The following is a 19835-nucleotide window of genomic DNA, read 5'->3' as shown; positions in this document are numbered from 1 at the left end:
AGTTCATAGCCCTCTCCCCTTCAGGGGGGAGGGTTGGGAGAGGGGAGCTTCCCGTCATTCAACCTGAAACCATGGCCGGATCGAGACTCCCCCTCTCCCCGGCCCTCTCCCCTGAAGGGGAGAGGGAGGATTTATGAGAATTGCCCTGGCCGGTGCCGGCGCCTTTGGTGAGAAGCATCTCGACGGCCTGAAGCTGATCGATGGGGTCGAGATCGTCTCGATCGTCAGCCGCCGCCTCGAACAGGCCGAGGCGGTGGCGCAGAAATATGGCGCAATCCACGCCACGACCGAGCTCGACGAGGCGCTGGCGCGCGACGATGTCGATGCGGTGATTCTCTGCACCCCGACGCAGATGCACGCCGAGCAGGCGATCGCGTGCATGAATGCTGGCAAGCACGTGCAGGTCGAGATCCCGCTGGCCGACAGCTGGGCGGACAGCCAGGCGGTGCTCGAAAAGCAGAAGGAAACCGGCCTGGTCTGCATGGTCGGCCATACCCGGCGGTTCAATCCCAGCCATCAATATGTCCACAACCGCATCAAGGCGGGCGAGTTCAACGTCCAGCAGATGGACGTGCAGACCTATTTCTTCCGCCGCAAGAACATGAATGCCAAGGGCGAGCCGCGCAGCTGGACCGACCATCTGCTGTGGCACCATGCCGCGCACACGGTCGATCTGTTCGCCTATCAGGCAGGCCGCATCGTCAAGGCGAATGTGCTCGAAGGCCCGCATCATCCCGAGCTCGGCATCGCGATGGACATGTCGATCCAGCTCAAGAGCGAGAGCGGCGCGATCTGCACCCTGTCGTTGAGCTTCAACAATGACGGCCCGCTCGGCACCTTCTTCCGTTATATCGGCGACAGCGCGACCTATATTGCGCGCTATGATGACCTCGTGAACGGCAAGGAAGAGCCGATCGACGTCAGCCAGGTGGATGTCTCGATGAACGGCATCGAACTGCAGGACCGTGAATTCATCGCCGCCATCCGCGAAGGCCGCGAGCCAAACAGCTCGGTCGCACAGGTGCTGGATTGCTACCGCGTGCTGGGCGAACTCGAACAGCAGTTGCTGGCATGACCGCGCGCCGCACCCAGGTCGCGATCATCGGATCGGGCCCCGCCGGGCTGCTGCTCGGCCATCTGCTCAAGGCGGAAGGCATCGATTGCGTGTTGCTCGAACGCGCGAGCCGCGATCATGTCGAGAGCCGCATCCGCGCAGGGGTGCTCGAGACGGTGACCACCGACCTCATGCACCGGCTGGGGCTGGACGAACGGATGAACCGCGAGGCCATGGTCGAGGACGGCTTCAACCTCGCCGATGGGGACCAGATGGTCCGCATCGATATCAAGGCGCTGACCGGCAAGACCGTTGTCGTCTATGGCCAGACCGAGCTGACCCGCGACCTGATCGCCGCCGCGCCGCAGCGCGAGCTCGAGATCGTGTTCGAGGCCGCCGATCTCGCGCTGCATGGCGTCGATAGCGCGCATCCTAAGGTGACCTACACCAAGGATGGCGTGCCGGCGACGCTCGAGTGCGATTTTATCGCCGGGTGCGACGGCTTTCACGGCCCGTCGCGCCGCGCGATCCCGCAACACCTGGCGCGCGAATACATGCACGAATATCCGTTCGGCTGGCTGGGCATCCTCGCCGATGTGCCGCCCTGCCATGACGAGCTGATCTATGCCAACGGCCCGCGCGGATTTGCGCTCGCCTCGATGCGCTCGCCGACGCGCAGCCGCTATTACATCCAGGTGCCACTGACCGAGAAGATCGAGGACTGGCCCGAGGACCGGCTGTGGGACGAGCTGGAGCTGCGCTTCAACACTATCTCGCAGCATGGCGTGACGCGCGGCCCGGCGCTGGAAATGTCGATCGCGCCGCTGCGCTCTTATGTGTTCGAGACGATGCATTATGGCCGCCTGTTCCTCGCGGGCGACGCGGCGCATATCGTGCCGCCCACCGGCGCCAAGGGGCTGAACCTGGCCGCGTCCGACGTGCTCTATCTTTCCGATGCGCTGATCGCGCATTACCGGCGCAAGGACGAAAACGCGCTGCTGGGCTATTGCGACCGGGCGCTGGCGCGCATCTGGAAGTCGGAGCGATTCAGCTGGTCGCTGACCAAGCTGATGCACAGCTTTCCCGACCAGAACGCGTTCGAACGGCAGATGCAGGTGGCGGAGATGGAATACCTGTCCCGGTCATCCGCGATGCAGACCGCGATTGCCGAAAATTATGTCGGGCTGCCCGTCTGAAGGGTTGTTAGCTCCTTTTGCCTGTTCCCCGCGCCCGGTCAGCCCTGCTGGCCGGGCGTTTTGCCATGTTCCCGTAACGGCAACAGTAACTTGCATTGACGAACCTTTATCATAGGTCTAGTATTGCAAGTGACCGGCGACAAGCGCTGGCATTGAGGGGAGGAACTGATTGATGCTGAAGCACAATCTTGTTGCGCGTTGCCGATTCAACCGTTTTTCGATGACCGCGATCGGCCTGGCGCTGATGGCAGCGGTCGCCACGCCCGCCAGCGCGCAGGATGCCGGCGAGCAGGATTCCCAGGGGCCGCAGATTGCCGATATCGTCGTGACCGCGCAGCGGCGCGATTCGACGGTGCAGGACACCTCGGCGGCCATCTCGGCGTTCAGTGCGGAATCGATCGAGACCGCGCGCATCCTCAGCTTCGAGGATTTGGCCGGGCAGGCGACGTCGCTCAGCTTTACCGCGCTGTCGCCGATCGACCAGGAATTCAACATCCGCGGCATCACCAACACCCGGCTCGACAGCCCTTCGGCGGACCAGTCGATCGGCATCTTCGTCGATGACGTCTATGTCGGCCGCTCGGGCCTGTTCAACTTCGACATGTACGATATCGAGCGCGTCGAGGTGGTGCGCGGGCCGCAGGGCGTGCTGCTGGGCCGCAACGTCGTCGGCGGCGCGATCAGCATCTACAGCGCGCGGCCCGAGGCCGATACCGGCGGATCGCTCGCGGTATCCTATGGCAATTACAACGAGAAGCTGGCGCGCGGGCACATTACCGGCACGATCAGCGGGCCGCTGACCGGGCGCTTGAGCTTCCAGTATCGCAACCGTGACGGCTTCAACCAGGATCTGCTGCACGATGTCGATCTCGACGATGTCGACAGCATCCAGTTCCGAGGTCAGCTGATGGTCGAACCCGACGACAGCGATTTCACCGCGCGGCTGGTGTTCGATTATACCAAGGACAAATCGAACGGCTTCCATTCGGTCGCGATCGATGGCCCTGCGGCAGGGTCCGGCCCGTGGAGCGCGGCGCGCGCCGCCATCGGCACCATCCGCGGCCGCCCGCTCAAGCTGCGCGAGGGCCTGCCCGAATGGCCGCGCTACAAGGGCGACACCGCCGATACGCCGCAGCAGCTCAACCGCGAGGCCTGGGGCCTGTCGCTGCGCATGGACCAGGGGCTGGGTGGCTTCGGCACATTGTCGTCGATCACCGGCTATCGCAAGGGCGAGGCGTATAACGTCTACGACCAGACCGGCATCGGCCCCGATAACGGCTTTGGCGTCATCTCGCCGACGCTGTTCACCTTCCCGGTGAACGAGGACGAGGACATCCGCCAGTTCAGTCAGGAACTGCGCGTTGTCTCCGAAGAGCAGTCCGATCGCGGCTTCGACTGGATTTTCGGTGCCTATTACCAGCATGACAAGGTGACCAAGCTCGACCGCTTCTGGGCCGAGGTGCCGCTGACGGTGCTGACCACGCTGTCGGGCGAAAGCCGCTGGAACAACCGCGCGACGAACGAGAGCTATGCGTTCTTCGGCCAGCTCGGCTATCGCTTCTCGCCCAAGCTGCGCATTGTTGCTGGCATCCGCTATTCGAAGGATCGCAAGGGCGGCACGGTCACGGGTACCGCGACCGAGGGCGGCGACAAGTTCAATCCCAACGATCAGGTCGCGCTGACCCCGCTCGCGGGCACCTTCCGCGAAGGGCAGAGCTTCACCGCGCGCTATTCGGACAGTTGGAGCGAGATCACGCCGCAGGCGACGATCGAGTTCAAGCCCAATGATGACATGCTGTTCTACGGCACCTTCTCGACCGGCTACAAGGGCGGCGGCTTCGAGGACGATCCGGCCAATGCGGCAGCAGCGGTTTCCAGCTATGACCCCGAAACGGTGACCAGCTTCGAACTTGGCGGCAAGCTCGACCTGTTCGATCGCAGGCTGCGGCTCAACGTCGCGGTGTTCGACATGAAGTATAAGAACCTGCAGGTCACCCAGACCTCTGCAGCGTGCCTGTGCAACATCACCGACAATGCAGCGGACGCCAAGATCCAGGGTATCGAGGCCGAAGCAACCGTGGCGGTGGCGACAGGCCTGACGCTGTCGGGCGGGCTGACGCTGCTCGATACCAAGTACATCGCCTTCATCGATTCGCTCGGCAACGACAATTCGGGCAACTTCCTCCAGCGCACGCCCAAGGCGCAGTGGAATGTCGCGGCGGATTTCGTGACCGATATCGGCGACTGGTCGGACGCGCTGCGCTTCAACGTCAATTACAGCCACCAGGCGCGGCTGTTCTGGGCACCGGACAATCTGCAGCGCGAAGGCGGCTATGGTCAGCTGGGCAGCCGCGTCTCGTTCACCCCGGGCAATGGCAACATCACCTTCTCGCTCTGGGGCCGCAACCTCACCAATACGCTGTATCGCACCAACATCATCGCGTTCTTCGGCGATGAGGTGAGCCGTCTGGGCGCCCCCCGCCAATACGGTGCAGAGGTTTCGGTCAAGTTCTGAAACGCCTGATCGAGGCAAAGAAAAGGGCAGCCGGTGCGACCCGGCTGCCCTTTTCGTTATGCTGGGATGGATCCGTTCAGAAGCGGCTGTAGCTCAGGTCCCCCTTGCCCTTCTCGCCGATATGCATGCGCGGGTCCTCGGGCTTGAACAGCCCCAGGCACCAGGTTTCCGCCATCGGCATGTCGCGGTTCCAGTCGAGCGTGATCTTGCGGTGCGCGATGCGCCATTCGCCGTCGCGCTTCTCGAACCGGTCGACGATGCGCCCGCCGGTCAGCGTGTCCCATTTCTCGCCCGCCTTGCTGAAGCGTGCGAAGGTGAGGACATAGCATTCGGCATAGGCAAGCGTCTCGCTCTCGAACTCGACATGCAGGTTGCACAGATAGTGCCCCATCACGTCGCCGCCCTGCATCCGCTCGATCGCGCCGTCGATATAGGCGCGGGCAGGGCCGGAATAGGTGCTGCCATGCTCCTCGATGCTGTCGTCGAAATAGCAACTGTGCAGCAGGTCGCCATCGGCGCGGTCTACCCCGCGCGCGTAGCGGGCGAGGCAGTCGGCAATGTCCTGCTTGGCGAGCATCGTCTCCAGCGTGTTGGCATATTTCATATCAGCGCCTCCCGTCGTGCAGCGCCTTGGCCATCGAGCGCTTCAATGTGTACGGATCGCGCGCCAGGAAGGCGCGGACGGACTCGGCATGCGGGTCGGTATCGAGCTCGTCGACCTTGCGCGCAGCGGCCATCAGGCCGGCCTTGCCGATGTCGCGCGGGCTCGACTTGGCCTGCCAGGTGACATGCTCGGCCATGCGGGTATCCACCGATCCCACGATCAGCGCCGCGACATGTGTGCCCTGCGGTTCGAGCTCAGCGCGCAGGCAGTCGCTCGCTGCGCGCGCGGCGAACTTGCTGGGGCTGTAGCCGCCCATGTTCGGCACCGCGCAGATGCCGCCTGCCGACAGCACGTTGACGATCGCGCCGCCGCCATTGGCCTTGAGCACCGGGGCAAAGGCGCGGACCATCGCCAGCATGCCGAAATAGTTGGTGTCCATCTCGTTGCGCGCGAAGCTCATGTTCTCGGCCTCGAGCAGCGTCTGGCGGTGAAAGGCGCCGGCATTGTTGACGACCAGATCGACATCGGTGCAGCGGGCTGCGGCCGCTGCCACATCCTCCGCCTTGGTGACGTCAAGCTGGATCGGCACGACACGGGTGTCGCCCGTGCTGCGCGCGGCTTCCTCGGCATCGGCGAGCTGGCGCGCGCCGAGATAGACCCGGGCCGCGCCCTGATCGAGCAGTTCCTCGACAAAGCCGAAGCCGATACCGCGATTGGCCCCGGTGACGATGGCGGTGCATCCTTCGATCTTCATGCTGCGGCCTCCGTCTTGCTGCGCTGGCGCGCCCAGGCACCGTACAGAATGTCGTCGGGCTTTTTCGCGCCGCGCACGGCCTTGCCCATATCGGGGATGATCATGCCGCGACCCCAGGTCTCGTTGATCGGCATTTCGTGGTTCCATTCCCACGCCAGGCGGCGATGCGCGATCTTCCATGCGCCGTCGCGCCGCTCGAACCGGTCGACGCAGCGCGCCATGGTCAGGCTGTCAAACGATCCGCTCTCGGCCTCCCGGCGCGAGAAGGTGAGGAAATAGCATTCGGTGACGGCCAGATCGGCCTCGACGAACTCGACCGAGATGTTGGTGCACAGGTGCGACATCAGCGGCGCGGTGGGCAGGATTTTCGCCATCAGCGCGACATAATCGGCAGCGGGTCCGACATAGACCCCGCCATGATCCTCGATCGCGTCGGAATGATAGGCGGCGCGGATCAGGTCCACATCGGCGCGGTCGGCCCCGCGCGCATAGCCGATCAATATGTCTTCTATCTCCTGCCGGTCGAGCAGTTGTTCCACGGTTAGTCGCATCCTCATCCTCCGATATGGCTTGTGTCTATGGTTGCATAAAGATCGGCAAAGGCGCTTTCGGCGCCCGGAAATTCGCGTGCGCCGTCCATCGCGGCGATCTGGTCGAGATGCTCTGCCACCCAGGCGCTGCTGTCATCGGCGGCGGAGGCCCCGCGCCCCTCGACCATCCGCGCCCGGCGATAGCGGCGGCCCCCGGCGAGAAAGATCTGGCCGTTGACGCTGCACGCCTCGCTCGCGAGATAGGCCGCCATGCCTGCCGCATAAGCTGGATCGAGCCGGGGATCGCCCGCGACGCCATCCTGCGCGGTCATCGGGGTGGACGCATAGGGGCACAGCACGTTCACCTTGATCGGCGTGCGCTTCAGTTCGTCGGCCAGGGTCAGCGCCATGGCGTTCACTGCGCCCTTGCTGGCGGCATAGGGGATGCGCCCGCGCACGCCGTGCAACCCGGCCGAGGAGGATACGAACACCATCCGCCCGGCGGGGCCCTGCAGCAGATGCGGCAGCGCGGCCTGGGCGAGCGCGACCTGGGCGAGGAAATTGGTGTTCAGCACCTCGCCAAGCGCCGCCATGTCCATATCGGGCAGCTTGGCCGCCGGGCCGATGATCCCGGCGTTGAAGACGATGGCATCGATCCGCCCGAACGCTTCGAGTGCGGCCTTGACCAGCGCCTGCGCCGCGCCGGGGGCGGCAATATCCTGATAGTTGGCAATGGCGCGGCCGCCCTGAGCCCGGATCGCGTCCGCGACCGCTCCGGCGCTGTCGGGCTGGCCCTTGCGCAGCCGGTTGTTGACCAGCACCGCCGTGCCTTCGGATGCCAATGCCTTGGCAAAGGCGGCGCCCAGGCCCTTGCCCGCACCCGTGACGATGACCGCGCGCTCGACGCTGGAATCCATGGCTTTCTCTCTCCCGCTAAGAAGAGGCTAACCAGTTTGGTATGATAATGAAAGTGATAATTGCGGGTGCGGTCAGGGTTGTCGTGGCTCACCCCATCGCGGCGCGGTTTCGTCATTCCCGCGAACGCGGGAGTCCCGCTTTCTTCACCCTATCCGAAATAGCGGGACCCCCGCCTTCGCGGGGGTGACGATGAGAAATGTGGTGCGCGAATCGTACTTTTACGCCGAAACCGGCTGCCTCTCGTCCTCCGCCCCGGCCACCTCGATGAGGCGGAAGTCGACATCATGCGCCTCGAGCGGCTGGCGGCAGTGTGAGCAGACCACCTGGGGTTCGAGCCTGTGACCGCAATTGCGGTGGGTGAGCAGCACCGGCGGGCCGTTGGGCGAGCAGAAATACTTGTCGCCCCACATCATCAGCATCAGCAGCGCGGGGTAGTAATCGACGCCCTTGCGGCGGAGGCGATATTCGAAGCGTGGCGGGCTCTCGATATATTGCTCCTGCCGGATCACCCCGATCGAGGTCAGCCAGGCGAGCCGTTCGGCGAGGATGTTGGTGGCGATCGCGGTGTCGCGGCGGATGTCGTCGAACCGGTTGATGTTGGTGAAGATCGACCGCATGATCAGGCTAGCCCAACGGTCGCCCATGATCCGCGCGGCCTCGTCGAACAGGGTCGCCGCGCTTTCGGTGGTCTCGCGCTGCTGGCGGCGGCGCGAATAGACCGGCTCCATCATGCCAACGCCGGGGCCGGGTTCCCATTCCATTTGCGTCGCATCGATCGTCTGGTTGCACGCCTTGCATGCAGGCTCGGGCTCGAACACATGGCCGCAGCTCTTGTGCGTCAGCTCGACCTTCAACTTGGTGCGGCCTGCGCCCCAGCGCTGTTCCCAGCGCAGCAGCATCAGCGAAGTCCAGTAGAGATCGCGGCCCTTTTGCGTCAGCACATATTCGTGCCGGTTGCCGCCGTCGCTGCTGGGGCATTTCTCGATCATGCCATTGGCGATCAGCCGCTTGAGCCGGTCGCTGAGCAGGGCTTTCAGCAGTCCGGTGCGCTTGCGCAGCGCATCGAAGCGCCGGGTGCCCAGCCAGATCGCCTCGATCACCAGCACCGTGGGCGCATCGCCCACCACTTCCAGCGCCCGCCAGATCGAGCAGGTACGAATGAGTTGTGGTTCAACAGTCACGCCCGCCACAATAAGCACGCCGGAGCGATACGTCGAGCCTTTCGCTCCGGCATGCCCTTGTTATTCAATGCGCCGCGGCAGGTTTGTGAAATTCTTCGCCGATGCCCATTTCGCGCAGCAGCTCGGCCCGGTCGTAATATTCGCGCCAGACCTTCACATGATCGCCCTCGACCTCGAGAATGCCGACCACGGGCACCTTGCCGTGGTGGCCCTTGTACACGAACTCGTCGGTGCGCTCGATCACGACGACATCACCGATGCGGCCGATATTGTGGATGTGCAGCGTGATGCTCTCGATGCCCGCGCCCAGCGCATTGATCCGCTCGGCGATGGCGGGGCGACCGTTGACCGGCTCGATCATCATCGAATGCAGCACGCCATCCTCGGCGAACAGATCGCCCACCAGCTTCCAGTCGCGGCGGTTCCAGGCGTCGATCATCTTTTCGACTACGGCAATCTTGGGGTCGGTCATTGAGCTCTCCTGTTTGGGGGCGGCGGGTGCCGGGGCGGTCTCGGCCAGCGCCGCGCCCGGCAGCATCAGGCCAGCGGCAATAGTCAGCGCCATCGCGGCGGAACGAAATCGATTCATAGCATCCTCCGGTTGATGCGGCCGGTGATCCCGGCCTGCACGCACGGTGTATCGCAAAGAGACTTGCGTAACCAGACCATTCTGCTATCCGAAGCAACAGGATCGAAAAAGCCAGGGAAGAGGCGAGGACATGGCCATGACAATCGAGCGGCTGCCCGCAATCCGCAGCACGCTTCAGCCGAGCAACCACCCCTATCTGACCGGTGCATGGACCCCGCAATATGAAGAGGTCAACGCTTATGACCTCGAGGTGATCGAGGGCGCGATCCCGGAGGATCTCGACGGCATTTATCTGCGCAATACCGAGAACCAGATTCACCAGCCGCTGGGCAAATATCACCCGTTCGACGGCGACGGCATGATCCACCAGATCGATTTCCGCCGCGGCAAGGCGCATTATCGCAACCGTTTCGTCCGCTCGCGCTGCTTCCAGGCGGAGCAGGAGGCGGGCGGATCGCTCTGGGGCGGCCTGCAGGACAAGCCCAGCCTGTCGCGCCGCCCCGGTTTCGGCGCGCATGGCAGCCTGAAGGACAGCGCCTCAACCGACATCATCGTCCATGCGGGCCAGGCGATCGCCACCTTCTACCAATGCGGCGAAGGCTATGTGATGGACCCCGAAACGCTCGAGCAGCTGGGGCCCGCGCCCTGGGTGCCGATCGACGGCATCTCGGCGCATCCCAAGGTCGACGACCGCACTGGCGAGCTCTTGTTCTTCAATTATTCCAAGCATGCGCCCTACATGCATTACGGCGTGGTCGATGCCGATGGCCGGCTGAAGAATTACAGCCCGGTGCCGTTGCCAGGGCCGCGCCTGCCGCACGACATGGCGTTCAGCGAGAACTGGGCGATCCTCAACGACTTCCCGGTCTTCTGGGACGAGGGACTGCTCGAGCACAACATTCATGCGGTGCGCTTGCACGATCTGCCCTCGCGCTTCGCGCTGGTGAACCGCAACGATCCCAGCGACATCCGCTGGTTCGATGCTGCGCCGACCTATGTGCTGCACTGGCTCAACGCCTGGGAAGAGGGCGACGAGGTGGTGCTCGACGGCTATTTCCAGAACAATCCCACGCCCGATCCGCTGCCGCACGATGGCGGGCTGGGCGCGATGATGGCGCATATCGACGAGAACAGCTTCCGCCCCACGCTGCACCGCTGGCGCTTCAACCTTCGCACCGGCGAGACGCGCGAGCAGTCGCTGGGCGATCAGCTGGTCGAATTCGGCATGATCAACCAGCGCTATCTGGCGCAGCCCTATCGCTATGCCTATTCGACCACGACCAAGCCCGGCTGGTTCCTGTTCAACGGTTTCGTCAAGCACGACCTGGAAACGGGTGAATCGACCACGATCACCTTGCCCGAGGGGCGCTATGCTTCCGAAGCGCCCTTCGCCCCGCGCGTCGGCGCCGAGGACGAGGATGACGGCTATCTGGTGAGCTTCGTGATCGACGAGAACCAGGGCACGTCCGAGTGCATCATCATCGACTGCAAGCGCTTTGCCGATGGCCCCATCTGTCGCATCGCGCTGCCGCACAAGATCAGCAGCGGCACGCACTCGCACTGGGTCGAGCGCGAAGTGCTGGAACGCGACAAGGCCGCGCGGCGCGAACGGCTGATGGCGGCGGCGGCCTAACCCCCTAGCGCCGCCAGCACCGCTGCGCGCAGATCGGCGCGGACCACCTTGTTCATCGCATTGCGGGGCAGCGCGGGCAGCACCACCAGCCGCTCAGGACGCTTGAACACCGCGACCCCCGCCGCTGCCAGATGCGCGCCAACCGCTGCGATATCGGGCGGAGTGACCCCATCATCGACCACCACCGCCACCGCGATCCGCTCGCCGAGATCGGCGTCGGGAATGCCGACGCTCGCCGCCTCGCGCACGTTCGGCAGGCTGACCAGCAGCTCGTCGATCTCCGCCGGCGAGATATTCACCCCGCCGCGCACGATGATCTCCTTCGATCGCCCGACAAAGCGGTAGAAACGCGACAGTCCACCTTCGCCCGCAATCTCGAAAAGGTCGCCGGTGCGGAACCATTCGCCGTCGAAGCTCGCGGCGTTGAGCTCGGGCGAGCGCCAATAGCCCGAGATGACGGTGCCCCCGGCGATATGCATCTCGCCCGGTTGGCCAGGTTCGGTGATGATCGCGCCGCTATCGGGATCGACCAGCCTCGTGCGCATCACGGCGGAAACCGGACTGTCCCACTCCACCCCCTCTGCGCCGAAACGCGGGAAATAATGCGCGCGCTCGGCGCGGTCGGGCACGTCGCCGGGCGAGGACATCAAAGCCATGCCCTCGTTCGACCCGAAGATGTTGCAGATCTCAATGCCATGGCTGTCGGCCCAGCCCTCGATCAGCCAGGGGGTGAGCGGGGCCGAACCGCTTCCGATCGCGCGCAGCGACGAAAGGTCCACCGAGGCGGTGATCTGCGGCTGCTTGAGCAAGGCGGTGAGCACCGCCGGCGGGGCGATGGTATAGGTCACGCGCTCCGCCGCAATCTGCTTCAGGAATACGCCAAGGTCGAACGGATGGTGCAGCACCATCGTGCCGCGCACTTCCAGCCAGGGCAGCATCAGCCCTCCGATCGAGGCGATATTGACCAGCGGGAAGGGGTTGAGCAGCACATCGCCCGGCTGCATGCCGGTGCCCCAGACCACCACCTTGGCGTTGAGCAGCCAGTGGTTGTGATCGCGCGGCACGCCCTTGGGCCGCGCCTCGGTGCCCGAGGTCCAGCAGATGGTCAGCACTTCGCCCCCCGCGACCGGTTGCGCGGCGCACCAGTCGGCGACACTCGCCGGATCGGCCGTGGCACCGAGCGCCTTCAGGTCGGTGCCGTGCTCGGCCGCGCCCATGGTGAGCAGCATCATGCCCGGACGTCCGGCGATCAGCCCCGCCGCCATCGCCGCATAATCATGGCCGTGGAACGCGGGCACGGTGACGAAGGCGCGGGCATCGGTGAGCGACAGGATATGGCCGAGCTCATGCTCGCGATACTGCATCACGATCGGGCTGATGATCAGCCCCAGCCGCGCGACCGCGAGGAACAGGATCACCGCATCGACGGTGTTTGGCAACTGCGCGCCAATCACGTCGTCGCGCTTCAGCCCAAGGGCGATCAGCGCAGCGGCCATGGCATCGACCCGGGCATCGAGTTCGGTCCAGCTCAGCCGCTCGGGCACGCATCCGTCCAGCGTTTCGCGGTTGAGCGGATCGACCAGCGCCAGCGCATTGCCGCGTTCGGCCACCGCTGCGCGGAACAGCGCATCGACGCTTTTCCCCTCCCACCAGCCGCGTGCCTCAAAGTCCGCAATCCTCTCGGCCGGGGTCAGAAACATCGCTCTCTCCTGTCTGTGCTTTACAACTTTCATAAAGATACCTAAGCCCAAGGCAAGCCAGAGCTGCGGCGCGGAGTGCGATTATTCGGCTTCCAGAAGAGACGGCAGAAGGGGAGGGCGGGCATGACCTGCAGTGTCATTCAATGGGCCACCGGCGCGATGGGACGCACGGCGCTGCGCCGGATCATCGACGATCCCGCGCTCACGCTGGCAGGCGTGCATGTCTATTCCGAAGCCAAGGCGGGCAAGGATGCGGGCGAGATCGCGCGGCGACCGCTGACCGGGGTGCTGGCGACGCACGACCTGACACAGACGCTGGCGACCAAGGCCGATGTCGTGATCCACACCCCGCGCATCACCTTGCCCTATGACGCGCTGGTCCCCGATGTCGAGGCGCTGCTGCGATCGGGCAAGAATGTCATTTCGACCGCCGGTTTTCACTGGCCCGCCGCGCAAGGGCCGGACTATGCCGAGCGGCTGCATCGCGCCGCGATCGAGGGCGGGGCGACGCTGGCAGGCGTGGGGGTCAGCCCCGGCATGATCGTCGAGCGGATCGCGCTCGCGGCCACCGCGATGTCGGTCGAGATCGAGCATATCCGGGTCAGCGAGACCGTTGACGCCTCGGCCATGGCGAGCGCGGCCTTCGTCTTCGAGCTGATGGGGCTGGGCAGCGATCCTGCGGTGCGCGACATCCGCACCGGGCCGCTGGCAGAGCTGTATCGCGCGCTGTTCTCCGAAGTGCTGGTATTTGCCGGGTACCAGATGGGTACATCGGTTGAGCGAATCGAACCAGATCATCAGCTCACGCTCGCCCCGGCGGATATTGTCATTCCGGCGGGGACCATTCCAAAGGGCACGGTTGCCGCGACCGAATGGCGCTGGACCGCGCATTATGCGTGCGGCGCGCGCTTCACCCTGTCGATCCTGTGGACCGCCGATCCGGGCCTGCACGAAGGCGGGCGCGGGCATTGGGACGTGCGGATCGAGGGGCGGCCCAATATCCATCTGACCATGGACATTACCGAATCCGATCCCAACGCACCGCCGTCGCGCGCGCTCACCGATGCGACGGTGGCGGTGGCGATCAACGCCATCCCCGCCGTGATCGCCGCGCCGCCCGGCCTGTTCGCCTTTCAGCCGCCCAGTGCGTGGAGAGCCCCGGCATGAGTGAGGCCTATCTGCATGTTGCGTTGCGTACCCCTCGCGGCAAGGCGCGGCCCGATGGCGGGCTCGCCGGTGAAACGCCGCATGGCCTTGTTGCGCATCTGGTCGATGCGATGGAGGCGCGGGGGCACGATCCGCGCGGGCGCGCCGAGCGGATGACGCTGGGTTGTGTCGGCCAGGTCGGCGCGCAGGGCGGGCATATCGCGCTGATAGCCAAGCTCAAGGCCGAGTTGCCTGATGGCGTCGCGGTGCACACGCTCAACAATTTCTGCGCCTCGGGCCTGTCGGCGGTGGGTGCGGCGGCGGCGGCGGTCGCCTCGGGCCAGGCGCAATGGGCGCTCGGCGGCGGGGTCGAGATGCTGTCGAAGGTCGCCTTCATGGCCGACAAGGCCGATTATTATACCGCGACCGACATGCCGCCCGACCGGCGCTATATCCAGGTCGCGCTCGCCGCCGATCTGCTCGCAGAGAAGGAAGCGATCACCCGCGATGAGCTCGATCAGGTCGCTTTGGTATCGCAGGCGCGTGCTGCTGCGGCCGAGGATAGGCCGGCCCTCATCGCCTCGCGTATCGCTGTCGCCGGGCTCGACCGCGAGGAGGCGGTGCGGCCGATGACGCTCGATCGGCTGCAATCCCTGCCGCCTGCCTTTCCGCCGCTGGCCGAGGCCTATCGCAGCCTGCTCGGCGACCGTCAGATCGACCATCGTCACACGGTCGCGCATGCGCCGCCGATGACCGACGGCGCGGCGCTGGCGCTGATTGGCCCGCGCGAGGGCGCGATCGCGCGGATCGTCGCGCATCAGGAGGTCGGCGGCGATCCCTGGGATTCGCTGACCGCCGGTTTTGCCGCGATGGACAAGGCGCTGGCCAAAGCGGGCCTAACGCTCGCGGACATGGACCGGATCGAGTTCATGGAGGCCTTCGCGGTCACCCACGCCAAGTTCCTGCGCGACCGCGCGCCCGATCCGGACCGGGTCAATGTCAGCGGCGGGCATGTCGCCAAGGGGCATCCCATGGGGGCGACCGGCGGCGTGCTGCTCTCGACCCTGATCGACGCGCTGACCGACTCGGGTGGCACGCTCGGCCTGGTCGTCGCGACCGGGGCGCAGGGCGTGGGCGTCGCAACCATAGTGGAGCGTATCTGAATGCTGATCGACAAATTGCGCCTGCCCGTCGTGGCTGCGCCGATGTTCCTGGTCTCCGGTCCCGAGATGGTGATCGCGGCGGCACGATCCGGCATCATCGGGGCTTTCCCCACGCCCAATTGCCGCACGGCGGCGGACCTTGACGCGTGGATGACGCGCATCGCGGCGGAGACGGAAGGCGCGCCCGGGCTCTGGGCCGCCAATCTCGTGACCCACAGCAGCAACCAGCGGCTTGCCGATGACCTCGCGCTGATCGCGAAGCACAAGCCGCCGGTCGTCATCACCGCGCTCGGCAGCCCGGCGTCGGCGGTCGAGACGGTGCATGGCTATGGCGGCATCGTGCTGGCGGATGTCATCTCGGTGGCGCTGGGACGTAAGGCGGCCGCGGCGGGCGCGGACGGGCTGGTCTGCGTGTCGGCCGGGGCGGGCGGGCATACCGGTTTTCTCTCGCCCTTCGCCTTCATCACCGCGCTGCGCGCCGAGTTCGACGGCATCATCTGCGTCGGCGGCGGGATTGCCGATGGCGCGGCGCTGGCCGGCGCGATCGCCGCTGGGGCGGACCTGGTCTATATGGGCACGCGCTTCCTCGCGGCGGAGGAGAGCATGGCGGTGCCCGGCTACAAGCAGATGGTGGTCGATAGCGGAATCGAGGATCTGGTGGTCAGCCCGGCGATCACCGGCACGCCCGCGTCCTGGCTGATCCCTTCGCTGGTCGCCTGCGGTTATGACCCCAGGGATCTCGGCAAGCCCGCAACCCGCGATTATGGCGGCGACCCGCATGCCAAGTGGAAGGATCTGTGGGCGGCGGGTCAGGGGGTTGGCACGGTGCGCAGCGTCGAGCCGGTGAGCGCGATCGTGAACGAGATCGAGGCAGGCTTTCGCGCCGCTGCCGAGCGGCTGGGTCAGCGGGCCGAGACCAACTGACCCCCGTCGCGCTCAGCCGCGCTTGGGCGGCATCGGGATGAAGCCCGAGGTGCGCGCGACATAGTCGGCATAGCCCTCGCGCGTCTTGGCCAGCCGCTTCTCGACCGTGGGCGCGCCCGACCATTTCATTAGCGTCCAGGTGAGCAGCATCGGGCCGACGATCGCGGCCAGACCCGTCGAAGTCTCCGCCGCGATCAGCCACAGGCCCCACCAGGTCGTCGCATCACCGAAATAATTGGGGTGCCGGGTATAGCGCCACAGCCCGCTGGTCATCAGCTTGCCCTGGTTCTCGGGCCTGGCCTTGAACGCGACGAGCTGCGCATCGCCGATCGTCTCGAACGCGATACCGAACAGCGCGATGCCAGCGCCGATATAGCCCAGCGTTCCGACCGGCGGCGCGGCATCGATCTGGCCGAGTTGCACCGGCAGACAGACGACGAACAGCAGCGGCGCCTGCGTCGAGAACACCAGCTGGCCCGAGGCGCGCGCGAAGCTCCAGCCCCTGTGCTGCTGCGCCTTGCCGAGCAGCGCCGAATAGCGCCGATCGGGCCCATGGCTGCGCCAGCGCCAGAGCATGAATGTCCCCAGCCGCGCCGCCCAAAGTCCGCAGATGGCGAGCAGCATCGCCATCCGCACCGGATCGCCTTCGGCCTGGACATAGGTGGAAATCGCCATCACCAGCATGCCCCAGGCCCAGAAGCTGTCCACCGGGGTGACATCGCGCGTCCCCAGACAGATCAGCCACAGCGCGACAAAGCATGCGGCGAGCACAGCCGCATTGATCGCCAGAATCGTCAGCATCCCGTTTTCTCCCGATTTTTGAGTATTTCCAGCGCCCTAGCCGGTGATCGCGACGCCCTCGTCCGGCGGATCGGCAAAGGCCCGCTCGACCCAGTCGCGCCGCCCGTCGAGCACCGCGCGTCGGTTGATCGTGCCCTTGTCCGACAGCTCGTGCGCGGCAGGGTTGGGCGGCGTGTCGAACAGCGCGACCCGGCGGATCACCGCGCCGCCGCGCGCCTCGCGATTATAGACGCGCACCGCGTCCGCGACGGCATCGAGCGTCGCGCCGGGCTTGGGCCAGGCCAGCATCGCCAGATACGGCCTGCCGTCATCGGCCAGCACCAGATCGGCGATCAGCCCGTCACAGGCCTTGAGCAGCTTCTCGCGCACCGCGCCGCCATAAACCCAGTTGCCATTGGCGAGCTTGAACTCCTCGGCCAGCCGCCCGGCAAAGGCGAGGCCCTGGCCGTAGTCACTCTCGTCATGGAACACCGCGACATCGCCGGTGCGGTAGAAGCCCTCGTCGTCGAACGCAGCGGCGGTCTTCTCGGGCTCGTCAAGATAGCCCTTCATCACATTGGGCCCGGCGAGCCGCACCTCGTAGCGCCCGTCGCACGGCACCAGCTTCAATGACAGGCCCGGCGCGGGCAGACCGATGCCGACGCGCGTTGCGGGGAAATGGATCGCCATGCAGCCCGAGACGGTCTCGGTCATGCCATAGCCGGTGGTCATGTGGATGCGGTGGCCGGTCTCTGCGATCGCCAGTTGCTGCAACCGGTCGTACACCGGCTGGGGGAGCCCTGCGCCGCCATAGAGCATCAGCCGCATCTTGGCGAAAAAGCGCGCGCGCAGTTCGGCATCGCGCTCCATCGCCTCGACCAGCATCGCATAGCCGGTGGGCACGTTGTTGAAATACGCGACCGAAATCTCGCGCAGGTTGGCGATGGTCTGGTCGAAAAGGCCGGGCAGCGGCTTGCCCGCATCGATGTGCAGCGTGCCGCCCTCGAGCAGGCAGGTGCGCATCACCGACGCGCCCGCAGCATGGTGCCAGGGCAGCCAGTCGAGCATCACATCGTCCCAGCCCGCGGCCTTGCCGATCATGTCCAGCCCCTGCGCCCCGCACGCGGCGAGCGCGGTCAGGCTGTGCGGCACGATCTTGGGCAGGCCCGTCGAGCCCGAGGTGAGCATGTAGATCGCCGGGGCGTCGGGATCGACGGCGGCGATGGCCGCTTCGGCAACCGTGCCGGGATCGGTCGCGATGACATCGGCATAGGAAATGGCACCGACGAAGGGCGCAGGATCGCTGCTGATAATGCGTGCGCCCGGTGCGACAGCAGCGAGCGCGGCGGCGATGGCGGGGTGCGGTTCGGCCAGGATCACCTCCGGCTGCGTCCGCGCGATCACGTGCCGCAGCCGCGCATGATCGCCGCCCGCCAGGCCATAGGCGATGCTCACCGGCACGATGATCATGCCTGCCGCCCAGGCGGCAAAGGTCATCACCGCGACTGGCAGGCTGTTCTCGGCGATGATCAGCAGCCGCGTGCCGCGCGGGAAATTCTCGGCGAGCCAGCGCGTCGCGCCATCCATGTCGCGCTTGATCTGCGTGTAGCTGCGAAAGGCCCATGGCCCGTCCGCCCCGCGCCAGCCGATCGCCGGGGCATCGCCCTTGAGCGCCGCGCGCTCGGCAAAGGCGCGCGGGATGTTCGCATCGAACGCGCGCACGGGTACGCGGCTTTTCAGGATGATCGTGCCATCGGCGCGCCGCTCGACATCGAGATCGACGGGCATGAACTCCGCCTCGCGAAACGGGGCATCGGCCAGCATCGTCGTGGTCATGCCGCCGGCCGGTCGATCAGTTCCTTGACCTGGGCCGGATAAGGCTTGCCCGCCTTGATAGCATCGACCGTGGCGCGATCGAGATAATCGCGCCAGCCGATGATTTTGTCGCCCTGATATTCGATGATCCCTGCATAGGGCGCGGCGACGCGGACGCCGTCGGTCGTCACATATTCGTCGACGCCCTCGACGAACAGCCTGTCGGCAGTTTCAGCATGCGCGAAGATGCGCCAGTTGACCTCGGCAATCGTCGATCCGAAGCGTTCGATGAACGCGCGCGCCTCGGCCTTGCCACGCGCCGGCGGGGCGATCGCGGCGGCATAATGCCAGACGACATCGTCGTGCAGCATGGCGAGCACAGCATCGGCATCCTTGCGGGTCCAGGCGGCGATCAGTTGCTTGAACTGGTTGAAACGGGTGTCGCTCATGCCGCCTGCTCCACGATGAAGCTGACCGTGGTGGTGGTCGATCCGCCGATATTGAGCGTCTGCACGCGGCGCGCGCCCTCGACCTGATTGTCCGCCGCCTGGCCGGTGACCTGGCGGTGCGCGTCGAGCAGCATCCGCACGCCCGTCGCGCCCACCGGATGGCCGAGCCCGATCAGCCCGCCCGAGGGGTTGATCGGCAGCTTTCCGCCAATCTCGATATCACCATTCTCGACCGCCTTCCACGCCTCGCCCGGCGCGGTGAGGCCGAGATGGTCGATCGCCATATATTCGGTCATCGCGAAGCAATCGTGCGTCTCGACCGCATCGATCGCCTCGACCCCCGACACGCCTGCGCGGGCGCGGGCATCGTCGATCGCGCGCTTGACCTGGGGGAAGACATATTCGCTGTCGCCCGCCATCCGGCGCTTGTCGCGATAGCCGAGCGCCGCCGAGCGATGCCCCCAGCCGGCGATGCGCGACAGTTGCTCCATCGGGATGCCGCGCTTCGCCGCATATTCGCGGGCGCGCTTTTCCGAAGCGAGGAAGACGACTGCCGCTCCGTCGGTCACCTGGCCGCAATCGTTCTTGCGCGTGCGCCCCTCGACGACCGGGTTGGCCTCGTCATCCTCGGTGAAGCTCTTCGGGCCGAACTGCCATTGCCGGGTCTGCGCGGCGGGGTTGCGACGGCCATTGGCGAAGTTGATCTCGGCAATGCGGCCGAGATGATCATAGTTGAGGCCGTACAGCGCATCATATTCCTCGGCCAGGTCGGAAAAGGCGCGCGGCCAGAGGAACTGCGCATCGGCGAACTCGCGCCCCTGATAGGCGGCAGCGCCCAGATTTTCCGCTGCCTTCTGCCCCGGCACATTACGCATCATCTCGAT

18 protein-coding genes are annotated in these 19835 nt (G+C 65.8%); 7 read left to right on the top strand and 11 right to left on the bottom strand.

What is annotated here, in order from left to right; translation table 11 throughout:
- The first annotated feature begins 133 nt into the window (after nucleotides 1–133).
- From AX735_RS22345 to AX735_RS22335, 3 genes are all read left to right on the top strand, one after another.
- Nucleotides 134–1075: a Gfo/Idh/MocA family oxidoreductase gene (locus AX735_RS22345; RefSeq protein WP_066284822.1), complete on the top strand. Its 942-nt coding sequence runs from the start codon at nucleotides 134–136 to the stop codon at nucleotides 1073–1075.
- On the top strand, nucleotides 1072–2250 hold the full coding sequence (gene pobA, locus AX735_RS22340) for a 4-hydroxybenzoate 3-monooxygenase (protein WP_066284821.1): 1179 nt from the start codon (nucleotides 1072–1074) through the stop codon (nucleotides 2248–2250). The genes AX735_RS22345 and pobA overlap by 4 nt, the downstream gene beginning before the upstream one ends.
- A 172-nt stretch (nucleotides 2251–2422) precedes the next feature.
- On the top strand, nucleotides 2423–4765 hold the full coding sequence (locus AX735_RS22335; RefSeq protein WP_066284820.1) for a TonB-dependent receptor domain-containing protein: 2343 nt from the start codon (nucleotides 2423–2425) through the stop codon (nucleotides 4763–4765).
- A gap of 76 nt (nucleotides 4766–4841) precedes the next feature.
- On the opposite strand, the gene AX735_RS22330 is transcribed toward AX735_RS22335, so the two are convergent.
- From AX735_RS22330 to AX735_RS22305, 6 genes are all read right to left on the bottom strand, one after another.
- Entirely contained in the window at nucleotides 4842–5369 is a 528-nt protein-coding gene (locus AX735_RS22330) for a nuclear transport factor 2 family protein (protein WP_066284819.1), read from the bottom strand.
- Nucleotide 5370: 1 nt separating this feature from the next.
- Nucleotides 5371–6123: an SDR family oxidoreductase gene (locus AX735_RS22325; RefSeq protein WP_066284818.1), complete on the bottom strand. Its 753-nt coding sequence runs from the start codon at nucleotides 6121–6123 to the stop codon at nucleotides 5371–5373.
- Nucleotides 6120–6662 carry a nuclear transport factor 2 family protein gene (locus AX735_RS22320; RefSeq protein WP_202189645.1) on the bottom strand — a complete coding sequence of 181 codons (543 nt, stop codon included), beginning with the start codon at nucleotides 6660–6662 and terminating at the stop codon, nucleotides 6120–6122. The genes AX735_RS22325 and AX735_RS22320 overlap by 4 nt, the downstream gene beginning before the upstream one ends.
- 14 nt (nucleotides 6663–6676) lie before the next feature.
- Nucleotides 6677–7570 carry an SDR family NAD(P)-dependent oxidoreductase gene (locus tag AX735_RS22315; RefSeq protein ID WP_066284816.1) on the bottom strand — a complete coding sequence of 298 codons (894 nt, stop codon included), beginning with the start codon at nucleotides 7568–7570 and terminating at the stop codon, nucleotides 6677–6679.
- A 219-nt stretch (nucleotides 7571–7789) separates the two neighbouring features.
- Nucleotides 7790–8752 (bottom strand): winged helix-turn-helix transcriptional regulator, encoded by a 963-nt coding sequence (locus tag AX735_RS22310; RefSeq protein ID WP_231750226.1) that lies wholly within the window; start codon nucleotides 8750–8752, stop codon nucleotides 7790–7792.
- A gap of 64 nt (nucleotides 8753–8816) precedes the next feature.
- Nucleotides 8817–9341 (bottom strand): nuclear transport factor 2 family protein, encoded by a 525-nt coding sequence (locus AX735_RS22305; RefSeq protein WP_082751261.1) that lies wholly within the window; start codon nucleotides 9339–9341, stop codon nucleotides 8817–8819.
- Between the two features lie 130 nt (nucleotides 9342–9471).
- Between AX735_RS22305 and AX735_RS22300 the strand changes: the two genes are divergently transcribed.
- Nucleotides 9472–10974, top strand: a complete 1503-nt coding sequence (locus AX735_RS22300; RefSeq protein WP_231750225.1) for a carotenoid oxygenase family protein — start codon at nucleotides 9472–9474, stop codon at nucleotides 10972–10974.
- On the opposite strand, the gene AX735_RS22295 is transcribed toward AX735_RS22300, so the two are convergent.
- Nucleotides 10971–12674 carry a class I adenylate-forming enzyme family protein gene (locus AX735_RS22295; protein WP_066284815.1) on the bottom strand — a complete coding sequence of 568 codons (1704 nt, stop codon included), beginning with the start codon at nucleotides 12672–12674 and terminating at the stop codon, nucleotides 10971–10973. The two genes, AX735_RS22300 and AX735_RS22295, sit on opposite strands and share 4 nt — an antisense overlap.
- A gap of 123 nt (nucleotides 12675–12797) precedes the next feature.
- Between AX735_RS22295 and AX735_RS22290 the strand changes: the two genes are divergently transcribed.
- From AX735_RS22290 to AX735_RS22280, 3 genes are read left to right on the top strand one after another with little or no spacing between them, the layout of a single operon-like run.
- Nucleotides 12798–13841, top strand: a complete 1044-nt coding sequence (locus AX735_RS22290; protein ID WP_066284814.1) for an NAD(P)H-dependent amine dehydrogenase family protein — start codon at nucleotides 12798–12800, stop codon at nucleotides 13839–13841.
- Entirely contained in the window at nucleotides 13838–14983 is a 1146-nt protein-coding gene (locus AX735_RS22285; RefSeq protein WP_066284813.1) for a thiolase family protein, read from the top strand. The genes AX735_RS22290 and AX735_RS22285 overlap by 4 nt, the downstream gene beginning before the upstream one ends.
- On the top strand, nucleotides 14984–15907 hold the full coding sequence (locus tag AX735_RS22280) for an NAD(P)H-dependent flavin oxidoreductase (protein ID WP_066284812.1): 924 nt from the start codon (nucleotides 14984–14986) through the stop codon (nucleotides 15905–15907).
- A 12-nt stretch (nucleotides 15908–15919) separates the two neighbouring features.
- Here the strand turns inward: AX735_RS22280 and AX735_RS22275 are convergent, their stop codons facing one another.
- The 4 genes from AX735_RS22275 to AX735_RS22260 all read right to left on the bottom strand — a co-directional run.
- Complete coding sequence (locus AX735_RS22275) at nucleotides 15920–16708, bottom strand: DUF1295 domain-containing protein (RefSeq protein ID WP_066284811.1); 789 nt, start codon at nucleotides 16706–16708, stop codon at nucleotides 15920–15922.
- Nucleotides 16709–16744: 36 nt separating this feature from the next.
- Nucleotides 16745–18523 (bottom strand): AMP-binding protein, encoded by a 1779-nt coding sequence (locus tag AX735_RS22270; protein WP_066284810.1) that lies wholly within the window; start codon nucleotides 18521–18523, stop codon nucleotides 16745–16747.
- Complete coding sequence (locus AX735_RS22265) at nucleotides 18520–18951, bottom strand: nuclear transport factor 2 family protein (RefSeq protein ID WP_066284809.1); 432 nt, start codon at nucleotides 18949–18951, stop codon at nucleotides 18520–18522. The genes AX735_RS22270 and AX735_RS22265 overlap by 4 nt, the downstream gene beginning before the upstream one ends.
- The coding region (locus tag AX735_RS22260) for an acetyl-CoA acetyltransferase (protein WP_066284808.1) at nucleotides 18948–19835 on the bottom strand (888 nt) is incomplete at its 5' end. The genes AX735_RS22265 and AX735_RS22260, both read right to left, overlap by 4 nt.

The sequence above is a fragment of the Blastomonas sp. CCH1-A6 genome (assembly GCF_001556365.1).
GTDB classification, from domain to species: domain Bacteria; phylum Pseudomonadota; class Alphaproteobacteria; order Sphingomonadales; family Sphingomonadaceae; genus Blastomonas; species Blastomonas ursincola.
Note: the sequence above shows the minus strand (reverse complement) of the source record. Positions and strands in the feature narration are given on the sequence as shown.